Annotated in this window: 13 protein-coding genes and 1 pseudogene; 3 read left to right on the top strand and 11 right to left on the bottom strand. The window is 68.5% G+C overall.

What is annotated here, in order from left to right; translation table 11 throughout:
- Positions 1–149 precede the first annotated feature (149 nt).
- Together OG861_RS31705 and OG861_RS31700 are read left to right on the top strand one after the other, a co-directional pair.
- Positions 150–650: an ATP-binding protein gene (locus tag OG861_RS31705; RefSeq protein ID WP_443064470.1), complete on the top strand. Its 501-nt coding sequence runs from the start codon at positions 150–152 to the stop codon at positions 648–650.
- Complete coding sequence (locus tag OG861_RS31700) at positions 631–1,092, top strand: enoyl-CoA hydratase/isomerase family protein (protein ID WP_330261933.1); 462 nt, start codon at positions 631–633, stop codon at positions 1,090–1,092. The genes OG861_RS31705 and OG861_RS31700 overlap by 20 nt, the downstream gene beginning before the upstream one ends.
- 19 nt (positions 1,093–1,111) lie before the next feature.
- Here the strand turns inward: OG861_RS31700 and OG861_RS31695 are convergent, their stop codons facing one another.
- The 10 genes from OG861_RS31695 to OG861_RS31650 all read right to left on the bottom strand — a co-directional run bounded on the left by OG861_RS31695 (position 1,112) and on the right by OG861_RS31650 (position 11,130).
- On the bottom strand, positions 1,112–1,837 hold the full coding sequence (locus OG861_RS31695) for an MBL fold metallo-hydrolase (protein WP_330261932.1): 726 nt from the start codon (positions 1,835–1,837) through the stop codon (positions 1,112–1,114).
- 480 nt (positions 1,838–2,317) lie between these two features.
- Positions 2,318–2,779: a hypothetical protein gene (locus OG861_RS31690; RefSeq protein ID WP_329191626.1), complete on the bottom strand. Its 462-nt coding sequence runs from the start codon at positions 2,777–2,779 to the stop codon at positions 2,318–2,320.
- A gap of 115 nt (positions 2,780–2,894) precedes the next feature.
- The gene (locus OG861_RS31685) at positions 2,895–3,035 is read right to left on the bottom strand and encodes a hypothetical protein (RefSeq protein WP_329191628.1); all 141 of its coding nucleotides are present in this window, start codon (positions 3,033–3,035) and stop codon (positions 2,895–2,897) included.
- A 255-nt stretch (positions 3,036–3,290) separates the two neighbouring features.
- Positions 3,291–3,452, bottom strand: coding sequence for a hypothetical protein (locus tag OG861_RS31680; RefSeq protein ID WP_037792689.1), 162 nt, complete (start codon positions 3,450–3,452; stop codon positions 3,291–3,293).
- A gap of 791 nt (positions 3,453–4,243) precedes the next feature.
- Positions 4,244–6,514 (bottom strand): MMPL family transporter, encoded by a 2,271-nt coding sequence (locus tag OG861_RS31675; protein WP_329191636.1) that lies wholly within the window; start codon positions 6,512–6,514, stop codon positions 4,244–4,246.
- A gap of 55 nt (positions 6,515–6,569) precedes the next feature.
- Positions 6,570–7,331, bottom strand: coding sequence for a hypothetical protein (locus tag OG861_RS31670; RefSeq protein WP_329191638.1), 762 nt, complete (start codon positions 7,329–7,331; stop codon positions 6,570–6,572).
- A 36-nt stretch (positions 7,332–7,367) separates the two neighbouring features.
- On the bottom strand, positions 7,368–8,060 hold the full coding sequence (locus OG861_RS31665; RefSeq protein ID WP_329191640.1) for a hypothetical protein: 693 nt from the start codon (positions 8,058–8,060) through the stop codon (positions 7,368–7,370).
- Positions 8,057–8,899, bottom strand: coding sequence for a tryptophan 2,3-dioxygenase (locus OG861_RS31660; protein WP_329191642.1), 843 nt, complete (start codon positions 8,897–8,899; stop codon positions 8,057–8,059). The genes OG861_RS31665 and OG861_RS31660 overlap by 4 nt, the downstream gene beginning before the upstream one ends.
- A gap of 1 nt (position 8,900) precedes the next feature.
- Positions 8,901–9,536: a DUF6875 domain-containing protein gene (locus tag OG861_RS31655; protein WP_329191644.1), complete on the bottom strand. Its 636-nt coding sequence runs from the start codon at positions 9,534–9,536 to the stop codon at positions 8,901–8,903.
- A gap of 733 nt (positions 9,537–10,269) precedes the next feature.
- A complete protein-coding gene (locus OG861_RS31650) occupies positions 10,270–11,130 on the bottom strand; it encodes an SDR family oxidoreductase (protein WP_329191646.1) in 861 nt (286 codons plus the stop codon).
- Between the two features lie 739 nt (positions 11,131–11,869).
- On the opposite strand from OG861_RS31650, the pseudogene OG861_RS31645 reads away from it, so the two are divergent.
- Positions 11,870–12,070: pseudogene (locus tag OG861_RS31645) on the top strand (cold-shock protein); the annotation flags it as partial.
- Between the two features lie 247 nt (positions 12,071–12,317).
- Here the strand turns inward: OG861_RS31645 and OG861_RS34370 are convergent.
- Positions 12,318–12,545 (bottom strand): DUF4142 domain-containing protein, encoded by a 228-nt coding sequence (locus OG861_RS34370; protein ID WP_443056739.1) that lies wholly within the window; start codon positions 12,543–12,545, stop codon positions 12,318–12,320.
- Positions 12,546–12,566 lie beyond the last annotated feature (21 nt).

The raw sequence follows: 12,566 nt of genomic DNA, 5'->3' as shown, positions 1-12,566 counted from the left end.
AGCAGCAGTGCCGCTCTGAGACAGCGCCTCGTGCCTGAACGCCTGCAGGAAGTGCTTGTTCCAACACCACCTGCATGCGTTTTCGTTTGGGGGGTAAGGGGGAAGCGGTTGGCTCGATCAGTCAGGCGGGAACGGTGGACAGGCTTGTGGTGAGCGAGAACGCGGATTCGTCGACTGCGGCCCGCTCCATAAGCACGACGGTCGGCTTCTGCGGGTCACAGCCGCTGGCCGAGGCGCGGGCAGCCGCCCGCGCCTACTTGTCCCAGGTCCAGGGCGTCCACGGCATCCCGGTATCGGAACGGGTGATGGACATGGTGCAGTTGGTCGTCAGCGAGTTGGTGACAAACAGCCGCAAATACGCCCCGGGGCCCTGCCTGCTGGAAATGACGACGAACGAGGGCTCCGTGGTCGTCAGCGTGTGGGACACCGACCCGACACTGCCGACAGCCCTGGCGCCGGACCCCGGCAGGGTCGGACAACACGGCCTGGAAATCGTGATGAGCGTCTGCCACAGCTTTGAAGTACGACGCCAGCCGGTCGGCAAACTCATCCGGGCCACCATCACCCTGGCCGACGACCCGAACGGACACCCCGCGGGACGGGGGCAACGAACTCGCCTTGGCATGCGACATGATTTTCGCCTCGCGTGAGAAGGCGGTCTTTGGGCAGTTCGAGTCCGGCACAGGCGCCCTACCGGGCGCGGGTGGTGTTCAGCATCTGGTCCGGCGGCTCGGCCGGGCCCGTGCCATCGAGGTGATCGTCAGCGCCGACGACTTCGACGCCGACACCGCCGAGCGCTATGGCTGGATCAACCGCGCCCTGCCCGACTCCGAGCTGGACGGCTTTGTCGAGCGCCTGGCGAAACGCATCGCCGGCTTCCCGTCCGAAGGGGTGCGGGTGGCCAAACGTGTCGTCAACGACCTAACGCTGGCGTCCCCCGCGCACATCCGCTCCGACGCCGCGACTTTCCAGAGCCTGATCGCCCGGCCCGAAAGCCGTGAGCGCCTGGACTACCTTGCCGGGTGGGGCCTCCAGACGCCTGGTGATCTCGAACGCGACCTCGGCAAGGCCGTGGGGGACTTCCCTCGCTGACCGCTGGCGCGCAGGCCTGCTAAAACCCGAACATAAGCCACGCCTGGTGGCTGACCCAGTCGGGATACAGCTCGGTCATGGCATCGTAGAGCTCCTGGTCGCTGCCGGTCTCCTGCTGGAGGCGGCCGAAGTCGGTGAGGTACTGCCTGGTCGCCGTGATGATGTCGGGAGTGTCGGGGGCGCCCGGCTTCTTGTGGCCGGCGACCGCGATCTTCGGGTTCAGGGCGGCGAGGCGGTCCAGCGCGGCAATCCAGTTCTCGCGACTCTCGGGTGTGGTGGTGGCGACGAACATGTGGCACCGGTTGTAGAGGACGTCTCCGCCAATGACGAGGTCCAGGGTGGGCACGTGCAGGGAGGTGGAGTCGACGGCGTCGGTCTGGCCCTGCTCGATGATCCGCAGCTCGTGGCCCTCCAGTGAGAAGGTCTCCTCGTTCCAGGGTTCGGGCACGGTGATGGCGGCCGGAAGCTGACCGGGCCACAGTTTGCGGTAGACCGGCAGCCGCCCGACCTGCTGGCGTGCATACTCGACCGTCTTCGGAGTGGCGATGGCACGGGCGTCGGGGAAGCGGTTCAGCAGCACGCTGAGGCCGGCGAAATGGTCCAGGTGGCCGTGGGTGATGTAGATCGTGGTGAGGTTGCGGTGGTGCAGCCGTACCCAGGCCGCCAGGGCCTCGGCCTCGTCGGCCGTGGTGAGGGCGTCGACCAGGACAGCGTCGTGCTCGCCGAAGACCAGGGTCGAGGTCATTGGATCCCAGGCCGGCGGCGGGCCGAAGGGTCGGGACCGCTCGGCCACCAGCTCCTTCTCTGGTGCTGTGAACACGTTCACGCTCAATGGGGATGCCATGCCACTCGGTTCCTCTCCGCGGCGAGGGGGCCCGCGCCGGCCTCGCTGTTGTTCCGCTGGTCTGCGCCGCGCACGACCGGCTTCCACCTTCCGTGGCATGGCAGACCTCGGCAACTGCAGCACTGGCAGATGAGCCAGTACTGCTCGGCGTGTTCCCGGACCTGCTGCGCATCCCCGCGCTGTCCGTGATCCTGCTCGCCTGAGCCGTCAAACTCGGCCGCCGCGATTGAGCGGCTGCGTCGGCCGCAGCCCGCATTCGCAAGCCGAAAGGCAGCCGCTGACGTCGCCTGGGTGCCCCGGCCGAAGGAGAGCGGGGCGCCGTCGACGTCGGTTCGTGTGGCGGGGCGACGTCCCGTAATGACTGGGGCGAAGTCTGCCGACTCAGCCCCCGTTCGACTCCTGACCTCGACAAACACCGCCGGGGGCGCCTGCCTGGGCGATCAGCGCAAGAACCTCCCGGAGTCGACGGACGGCATCCTCCGCCTCCCTGTATTCCTCAGGACTCGCGAGGACAGTGCCGAAGGTGCCGCCAGGGCCGGCAGGCAGCGCACGCCAGCGCAAGACCGGTTCGAGTGCGTTTACAGCACCAGAGAGGAACCAGGCCAGGCGTCCGTGAGTGCGAGCGAGGGAGACCGCCAGGACAGCGAGTGTTTCCCGCAGGCGTTCAAGCCGCTCGATCTGCGGCAACGCCTCCTGGACATCCTGCGGGCCGACAACGTCACGCAGCCTGGTCCCAGCCTCAAGAGCGAGTACGCGCTCGCTCGCCGTCCGTTGCCACACCTGTTCCTGGATCTGCTGCTCGGCTTCCTCGGCGAGCAGCGCGACGACCCTACGCATGTCCATGCGGCTCACTCTAATGAGTCGACCGGCCCTGACGTGTCCGATTCCCTGACCTGGCCAAATGCGTGGCCCCGGGTGCAGACACAGGCACTCGGCCGGCTCGTGATGTAGCGGGGGGTCAGCCGCTGCGGGGCCGGTAGACGCGCCCGTGCGGTACGCGACGGCGACTGTCCAGGATCATGGTGCGGGGGGCGCCGTGGCGGTAGCGCAGGTCGGTGAGGGCGGACAGCCGGCCCCCGGTCAGGACCTGGTCACCCATCCGCAGTTCCGTGGGCGGCACGCCACCGGGACGCGTCCCGCCGGGGCCGGGACGGCCGTCGATCGTTGGAGGTGAGCAGGTTCCCTGCTGCGTCACGGCGACCGCCCCGGGCCGTCCCCTCGGATACCCCCGTCGTCCCCTTTCACCCAATATCGGGTTCTGCCCCGGACCGCCGGACATGACAGTGGCCTGCACCCCGGGAAGGGTGCAGGCCACAGCCGTGCCGTGTCAGCTCCGGCCTGGTGTCATGGGCGGCTACCAGCGGTACCAGCGGCCGCTGCCACCCTTGGGACGGGCGACGAAACCGATCAGCCACAGGACCAGCACCGCGATGGCGACCCACCAGAGGATCTTCACCGCGAAACCGGCACCGAACAGGATCAGAGCGAGCAGAAGAACAAGAAGCAGGGGAACCATAGTTATCAACCTCCGAACCGCCCACTGCCCGGCCCCCCTCCACCCATGCGCGCGAATTTTATGTGTTTCTTATTGCGCACGGCGGGCAAAAGGACACGCCCCGCATCCACGACACCGAAACAAGAAGTCCGGCCTGACACCGGCTACGGGCGGCCCACATATGCGAGCACCACGCCGGCCTCTAAACCCGGCCCGCGCCTCTCCATGCGCACGGGTGGTTTCGCAGCCAACCCGACCTCATCGAGGGCAATACACAGGGCGGCCGGCCACAGCGGTGATTCCGCTCCCCCACGCCACCGCTGCGGCCGCCCCCACAGCCGGCGGCCCGGCCGGCGCGACGCCTACCCGACGACGTCGTCGAAGTCGTGGGGCCGCGGGCGCTGTGACCGGCCGACAGGCGCCGCTGCCGGGTTGGCGTGCGGGGTCGGTGCAGCACAGGCCGGCACCCAGGACGCAGGACTCAGCGCAGGCTTGCGAGGAAGGCGGCGAGAGCCTGGTTGGACAGGCGGCACAGCCCGCCAGTGGCTCGCCGACACGCTGCGACTGCTCTCACCCCAACAGGACGACTACTCGCTGTGCTCGGCTTTCGGCGGCGGCATTGTGCGCCCGACCGCGCACCTGGGCCACCGGGGTCCAGGGGGAGTCGGGCGTGGCGGGGCCGAGCGGTATGTGGCCCTCGCCTGCCCCGGGCGGCGGGTTCCTGCCCCTGCTCCCCGAACGCGGCAACCTCCTCACCTCCGCCGTCCTTGGCGCCACCGTCGGGGCGTCCGCTCCTATGCCCCTGTTGGTGGTCACGGGCTTGGCGTGTTGGCGGGGTCTCCTGCCGGATGTTGGTGTGGGAGGGGTGACTCGGAGCGCTTCGGCAGGGAACCGTCGGTCGCTTCGCGGCGCGACAGGAAGGATGGAGCCCACCAGTTTGCTTTGCCGGTGAGTTGCATGAGGCAGGGGACGAGAACGCCGCGGACGAGGGTGGCGTCGATGAGGACGGCGAGGGCCAGACCTGTGCCGAAGATCTTGAGCGGGGTGACGCCGGAGCTGGCGAGCGCGCCCATCATGGTGGCCACGATGAGGGCGGCAGCGGTGACCAGGCGGCCGGTACGGGCGATTCCGAAGACGATGGACGGGGAGTGCGCGCCGGTGCGGAGGTATTCCTCTTTGATCCGTGCGAGCAGGAAGACCTCGTAGTCGACCGACAGACCGAAGGCGACGACGATGGTCAGCAGCGGCATGGCGACGTCCAGCTGGCCGGTGACGGTGAACTCGCCGACCAGGCTATGAAGGTGCCCTTCCTGGAAGATGAAGACCATGATGCCCAGGCAGGCCGTCAGGCTGAGCGCGGCGAGTAGCAGCGCCTTCAAGGGGATGAGGACGGAGCGAGTGAAGAGGAAGAGGAGAAGCAGGGTGCTGAAACCCGCGATGGCGGTCGCAGCAGGCAGCCGGTCGCCGAGGGCCGTGAGCGTGTCGACGTGTTGAGCGGGCAGGCCCCCGACGAGGCGGGGGCCGGGTGCGGTCACATGCCGTACGCGCTGTACGAGGTCGTCCGCGCCGGCTGTGTCCAACGAGGGACGGCCGGAGACGGTCAACCATGTGGTGCCCGGTGCTGTGAAACGCCGGTGGCCGGCGGCGGGCGCGATGGAGGGGGCGCCGGGTGAGAACGTGCCGGTGGCTGCTTCCACGGTGGCCACGCCGGGAACGTCGGCGAGGCGTTGGGCGTAGCGGCTGAGTTCGGTGGCCTGCGTGAGGGGGTCGGTGGCGGGGAGCAGGACCGCCAGGGTGCGGTCCGCGGGCGCGGGGAAGTCGCGGCGTACGTACTCGCCTGTGGCATGGGCTTCGAGGTGGGCCGGGAGGGCGCGCTCGTCGGGGATACCGAACTGGACGTGCCCGAAGGGGATCGTCAGGGCGATGAGTGCCGCAGCGCAGGCTCCGCCCAGCAGCAGCGGGCGGGTGACGGCGGCCTGGGCGATGTGCCGCCATGCTGCGCTGTCCGTCGGTTCGCGGGACGGCTTCGGCCGGTTTGTCGCGCCGGCGATTCGGTTGCCCAGCAAGGTGAGCAGAGCGGGCATGACAGTCACCGTGGCGAGGGCCGAGAGGACGACGACAGCCAGCCCGGCGCAGGCCATGGAGCGCAGGAACTGCAGGGGGAAGACGAAGAGGCAACAGAGCGCGAGGGCGACCGTTGCTGCGGAGAAGAGCACACTGCGTCCTGCCGTGCGCATGGTGGTGACGACGGCTTCGGTGACGGTTGCCCCTGCGGCGAGTTCCTCGCGGAAGCGGGTCACCACCAGCAGTGCGTAGTCAACCGCGAGCCCGAACCCCAATGCGGTGGTGATGTTGGTTGCGAACACGGACACCGCCATGACGCGGGTCAGCAGGCCGAGTACTGCGGTGGTGAGGGTCACGGTGGCGACGCCGACGACGGCGGGCAGGACTGCGGCGGTGGCTGAGCCGAAGGCGAACAGCAGGATGAGGATGGTCAGCGGGGCGGCGATCAGCTCGGCCCGGAACAGGTCCTTGCGGCTCTGGTCGGTCGCTTGGACACTCGTCCAGGCCGGCCCGCCGGCGGATACCTCCAGGTGCATGACGCTCTTTGTGGCGTGGGGCACGATGCGGGCCGCGGCGGCTGCCGCCTGCGTGTCGTCGCCGGACAGATCGATGGTGATCAGGGCGGCGTGACCGTCCCTGGCGCGCAGTTCGCCGGCCCCGGTGCTCCAGAAGGACTGTGCGCTTGCGACGCCCGGCTCGGCGGCGAGGCGCCGGGTGAGGTCCCGGCCCTCGGTCGCCGCCACGGGGTCGTCGATGTCGCCTCGTACATACAGGAGGAGGTCACTCTGGGGTACGCCGAAGTGCTGTGTCAGCAAGCGTTCCACGCGGGAGGATTCCGTGCCGGTGGGGGTGAACCCGCCGGCGGACAGTCCTGTCGAGGCCATGGCGCCGACCGCGGCGAGGACCACCGTGAGCAGGGCTGTGGCACCGAGCAGCCGCCACGGTCTTTTCGCCGCCCAGTGAAGTGGAGAGGTCGGCTGGGTGCTGCGTTGCGTCGGTGGGGCGGTGTTCTGTGGCACGGGACCCTCGTCGGACGTTGCCGGATAGCCGTCTGTGTGGCGCGGGGCGGGCCGGTCAGCCGGTACGTCGTCGGCAGACCAGGACGCCCCGTTGTCCGGGGTGGATGCTGTAGTCGATGTCGCGTGTCGTCGTGGTCACGCCCCCGTCTGCCAGCCGGGCACGCAGGGAGTCGAGGGTGGAGGAGGGCACGCCGAGAGGGTCTTCCAGCGGGCCGACGAGCACGTCGCCGGCGGTGACCCGCACCAGCTCCAGAATCGCCTCTTCCTGGTCTGCTGCCTGGGGAAAGGTGAAGAGGAGGAAGCCGCACAAGGAGAGGTGGAAGTGCCGGTCGGCGAACGGCAGCCGCGGCAGTGCCGCAGATACGTAGTGGCGTTCGCTCCCGCCAGCGAGACGGTCGGCGGCGTAGTCGTTCAGGAACGTGTCGGCGGCGCCCTGCCAACGCTCGAGATGGCGTTCTGGCGACCCGGCCCAGGAGAAGTCGAGCTGGTCTGCGATTGCGAGGCCGAAGGCCGCACTCGCCGCGAGGTGATCGCGTACCAGAGGCTCGATGTCCTGCGGTGCCAGGCGGTACACCGGGTCGACGGAGGTGACGCTCGCGCCGAGCGCTCGGCTCTCGGCGGCGAATGACGAGGCGCCGCCGGGACAGTCGAGGACCGGCCCGGCGAGAAGGTCGTCGTCGGTCAGGCCGAACACCATCCGGTACTCGTCGAGCGTGCGGGAGGTCAGCTGTACGCGGCCGTCGATGACCGACCGCGTCGCAGCGACGACGTGGTCGGTAGTCGTCGACTCGGAGGGTGTCACGTGCGTGGAGGACATTGCGACGTCCTTTGGTCGGGGGCCGCTGACGGCCCTTTACTGGGCAGGAGGTGCAGTCGCGGTCGTCAGGTGCCACCCGCCGGTCGCGAACAAGTCCCGGGTACGGGTCGCGGCCTCGTCCAGGCGGCCGCCGATGAGCAGCCCCAGCCCGTCGGAGCCCGGAAGAACCATGGGCTCGGACAGCGGCCGGGCGCCCATCCATCGACTGAGGCGCACCAGATCCGGACGGGTGATCGCGGCGAACTCCCGGACGGGCCACAAGGCGGCCGCCCAGGTGGCAGCCGCATGCATCACGAGGGCAAGCGCTTCCAACGAGCGGGCGGTGGGTGCGATGACGAGCCGCTCCCCGAAAAGGAAGCCGGCAGGGTCGGATGGCAGTGCGGCGCCCAGCTCTGGCGTGAGGTAGGGGCACCACTGGTCCGCTTCGCCTCGGCGCCGCACGAGGCGGACGGAACCGACCGGCACACCATCGGCATGGCAGAGCAGGACCAGGGCCTGTTCGTCCTCCGGCTCCCAGTCGGGGGCCGGCAGGGGGAACCCGAAGTCTCGTCGCAGACGAGCCACCTGTGTCCGTTGGCGGTCGGCCTCGTCCGGTACGTCGGTGAGAGACAGGGATTCGACGGTGAATTCCCGCTCCTGCCCGCTGTGCCTGGCCTCAAGCCTCATCTTCGGCCCGGCTTTGACAGTTGGGGTCACGACCCAGCCTTTCTCTCGTTCGGTCGGCATCACAAAAGGCTCCTGGCGCTCCACAGCTCGCAAAAGATCCGGTGCTCGCTGGCGCGCCGCAGCCACTCCACCCCGGCGGTTCCGCCGGTCCCGGACTTGGTACCGATGATCCGTTCCACGGTGAGCAGGTGCAGGGCACGCCAGCGGCCGAAACCCTCGGCGACAGCGATGAGCGCCTCGGCGAGCTCGAACATGACCTCACCCGGACCACCGGCCTGGTACACGTCCGCCCATGCCCGTTCCACGGCATCGTGTGGCACATACGGTTCGGCAGGGTTCCGTACGAGCACGGCCTGCGGGATGGCGGCACCGCGCCGTGCCAATAGGTGCAGGGCGGCGTCGTACACACTCGGTGCGGCCAGAGCCGTCTGGACCTGCGCGTGCACCTGCGGCACCCTGCGGTGCGCCCGGGCCATGGCAGCGTTTTTGTTGCCCAGGACGTATTCGAGCATCCGGTACATGTACGACTGGAAGCCCGACGCCTGGCCCAAGTGAGCGCGGAAGGCGTTGAACTCGGTGGGAGCCAGGGTGCTCAGCACGTCCCAGGTTCGGGTGAGCAACTCGACCACCCGATGCGCGCGGCGCAGCGTCCACACGCCTTGGGCGACATCATCGGCGTCGAGCATTTGGCGGACGGTGCACAGTTCCCCGTAGAGCAGCTTGAACAGAAGCTCTTTCACCTGTCCGAGGATGTAGAACGTCGGCTCGGCGGGGGCGTCGGACAAAGGGTGCTGGAGGGACAGCAGGACATCGATGCTCTGGTAATCGATGTAAGGAGTACTGGGGCCGGGGAAGTCCAAAATGGGGCCGTCCTCGACGCCACGCGGATCGAGCGGACTCACGTCATGCCCCCGTGTACGCACTGCCGGCCGAGGTCGCAGGAGCGGAATCGGGGCGGAACCGGGCGCGCGCCCGCGCGAAGTGCTTCTGCAGCAAGGGGTCGGTAACCGCCCCGGCGTCGTACCTGCGACCGTAACGCTGGTCGTATGTGGCAAACGACCGGCTGTCCCCGTCGAGGAAGAGCACGTCGTGAACCGCCATGTGCCGCAGGGCCAGCATGGGAACGGGAGAGCGTGACGCCCGGAACGAGGGATTCCGAGCTGCTCTCTCATCGCAGTCCGCGTGGAACTGTCCCAGCATCAGCCCCCTCGCTACGAGCGCCGGTTTGGTGTACCGGTGCGCCTCATCGGTGAGGCTCAGCCGGTCCGCGGGCAGTCCGGCCAGCACCACCACCAAGGCGTGGAGAGTCCGGTTCCGGGTCGCCCATTGCGTGTTCTCGAAGACGGCGACCATCTGCCTCACCAGAGATACCAACCCCGCAACAGTGATCTGCGGGTCTACCGGCCACGCCTCCAGCCGAAGACTGCGCGCACGCAGTGCCGGGGCGACAAAAGGGCACACCGCGCCCGGTCGACCGATCCGCGCATCTGCGACACAGAGATAGTCGGAGAACCACTCCCGGGCCTTCTCCAGACTCATCGCCACCACATTCCTGCCGCTCTCCTGCTACTGACCACCCGGTCCTCGGTCCGAAGATCCAACACGTTCATCGACAACAGGGACACTGGCGGACCAAACGGATCACCCAAAGGGATGGGTGTGCCGGTGCATGGCGCTGCCGCGCACACCATGGACGAGCACGCCCGACCGGCAGGGCGGTAACCACACCTACCGGGGAGCAGTGATACCGCCCGACAACAACTCATCTGCGCAGCCCGCCACAGCGGCCACACCCGTCCTGCCACACTTTGACTCCTCGAAAAGCGCCATGCGGCAGAAAGAGCGGGATCCCGTGTGGCCCACGGGTGCGAGCATAGAGATCGAAGTGTTGATCCATCAGGAGCGTCCTTCCATCGGGTGTTTCGCCCTTGTTCGCTGACATTGCACTGTTGACCTGGTCAGGGTCGACGGCAGCGGCAGCCGGCCGTCCACGACCGTCAAGATCACTTGGACATCAGTCAAGATCGCAAGTTAGGGGACAGGGGCGCCGCATATGGGGTTCCTTCGGTAATCGCCGAAAAAACAACGGAGTGGCCCCTGACCTGCGTCGGTGCAACGGCAACTGCCTGATGCTCGTATCGACGATGAGACAGGCGAAGCAAGGAAGAGCAGCCGTGGCTGTCTGGTTCGGAAGCCGTCCGGTCCAGAGTCACAGCCGTACTGCCCAGGCAACAGAGTGCACCCACTGGCGGGAAGGTGACGGTGCTCGGGTTCAGGGGCGAACTGCCGGGCCGGGCTCAGACTGCAGTACCTGCTGGAGCGGGGTGGCGGGGTGGCCGGTCAGGTCGTTGATGGCGGTGGTCACCTGAGCGAGGGAGCCGTCGGCGATGGCGGTGTAGGTGGAGACCCAGGCGTCGAGCTGCCATTCGGGAGCGCCGTAAGGTGCGCGGGAGGCGTAGGCTTCCTCGACCGTCTCCGGGTGGTAGGAGACAGGGCGTCCGGATGCGGCGGCGATCGTGGCCGCCACGTCGGTGAGGGTGAGGGCCTGCGGGCCGGTCAGCTCGTAGGCGCGGCCGGCGTGTGGGCCCGGGTCGCGCAGAACGGCGACGGCGGCGTCGGCGATGTCGTCCTGAGCGACGACGGCGGCCCGTCCGTCCCCAGCGGGGCCGCGGATGACGCCGTCCTCGCCCACGAGGGCGGGCATGAAGTCGGCGTAGAGGTTGTCGCGCAGGAACGTGAAGGGCAGACCGCTCGCGCGGATGTGCTGTTCAGTGTGCCAGTGGTCGCGGGCCAGGGTGAACGTCGCATCCGGCGCGGCGCCGTAGAACGAGATGTACGCCAAGTGTGCGACTCCGACCTGGGTTGCGGCGTCGATGAAGGTGCGGTGCCGCTGGAGGCGATCGGGGGTCTCTGAAGCGGAGACCATGAGGACACGGTCGGTGTCGCGCAGGGCTCGCACCAAGGCGTCGTGGTCACTGTAGTCGCCGGGGACGGCGGTGGCGCCGGGCAGGTCGGGTACCCGGGCGGGGGTACGGGCCAGGAGGGTCTGCCAGATCCCGGCGGCGGCCAAGCGGCGGGCGATGCGTCCGCCCAAGTGGCCAGTGGCGCCGGTGACGGCGTAGGTGGGAGCCATCGTGTTCTCCTCCTGGTCCTACAACAACTACGGCGAATCCCTTGACAGCGTGCACGCCAGCGCACACCTTGGCTGCGTAGGTCAGAAGCAGGAACGGGAGACCACCGCCCGACGCGAGGACGGCCAGCGCGTTGGCGTCCTCGTCGGTGAACCAGCCGGAGACCCGGTCCTCCCCCTCCGCGTCGCCGGCCAGCACGACCGCAGCCTTCCCATACAGCACCGTCTCCCACAGGCGCAGCCTGCGGGAGACCGTGGTCGGCAGGATCAGCAGCTGCCGTGCCCTACTCAGGCGTTCTGCCTGCTGATGGCCATGCCCAGGAACAGACCCACCACCAGGGCGACGCTCCCGGCACCCATGACGGCCCAGGTTCCGGCGTGAGCCGCGGAGAAATCGAGGTCATACCGGCCTGCGTGCCTGCCTGCGCGGCCTGCGCGCCGGACTGGGTGGCCTCCGCCACAGCCAAGGCCTTCTCCAGCTCATGGACCTAGCTCTCCAGCTCTGCTGTCTCCACGACGGATTCCTCTCAACCATGGGGTGCCGGACCGCTTCCGGCACCCACCCCTCAGCTTGGAACCACGTCCCGTAGCGCGCACCGTGACAGCGGCATCCGGGGCACGCACCGTCGCGGGAGCACACCCACCGCGGGGGCCCGTGGAGCTGAGATGGAGGGCGAGGAACGGGTCGCGAACTCGGCCGTCGCACTGCGTGCGCCCTATGTGCAATGAAGCGGAGACCGATATGGCCACCGGCACGGTGCAGTGGTTCAACGCGGAAAAGGGCTTCGGCTGCATCGAGCAGAACGGCGGCGGGCCTGACCTGTTCATTCACTACCGGGCCATCGCCGGCGCCGGCAACCGGGTCCTGCAAGAAGCCCAGAAGATCCGCTTCGATGTCACGCAGGGACCGAAGGGACCGCAGGCCGAGAACGTCACACCGGCCCGATCACCGCATCCGACCGCTCAGCGTGCCCTCATCGCCTCGATGCGCGGTGCGAGGTCAGACTCCACGCGCCCATGCCCACGACGGACCCGGTGTCGCGTGCCGGCCGTCCTGTCGAGCGGCGGTTCCTACAGGGCGTGGCAGGTGCCGCCGCGGACCATGTCGAGGTGCATGGCGACGATCGGGCATGCCTTCTTGGCGGCGTTGGTGACGGCCGTGTCGCTGCCCGAGCGGATTTGCGTGTCGATCAAGGCCAGGGTCTTCGTGTGGGCGGCTTCCTGGTTGGCAGCCATGCGGGGTCGTATCCAGCCGTTCCGGCCTTTTCACTGACGCCCCTGAGCGCCTGCTGCTGCCCGGGCGCCGGTGCGGCAGGCAGCGTCATGCCGCCTTTGGTGGCGATGGCCGGCAGGTCCTTGTCGAGCTTCTGGTGGTCGGTGACCAGCTTGGCACCCACCTGCTTTACGCAGGCTGTCATCGTTGCCTTCGACACTGTTGC

It is taken from the genome of Streptomyces sp. NBC_00539 (assembly GCF_036346105.1).
Lineage (GTDB): Bacteria > Actinomycetota > Actinomycetes > Streptomycetales > Streptomycetaceae > Streptomyces.
This window is presented reverse-complemented; position numbering and strand designations above follow the sequence as displayed.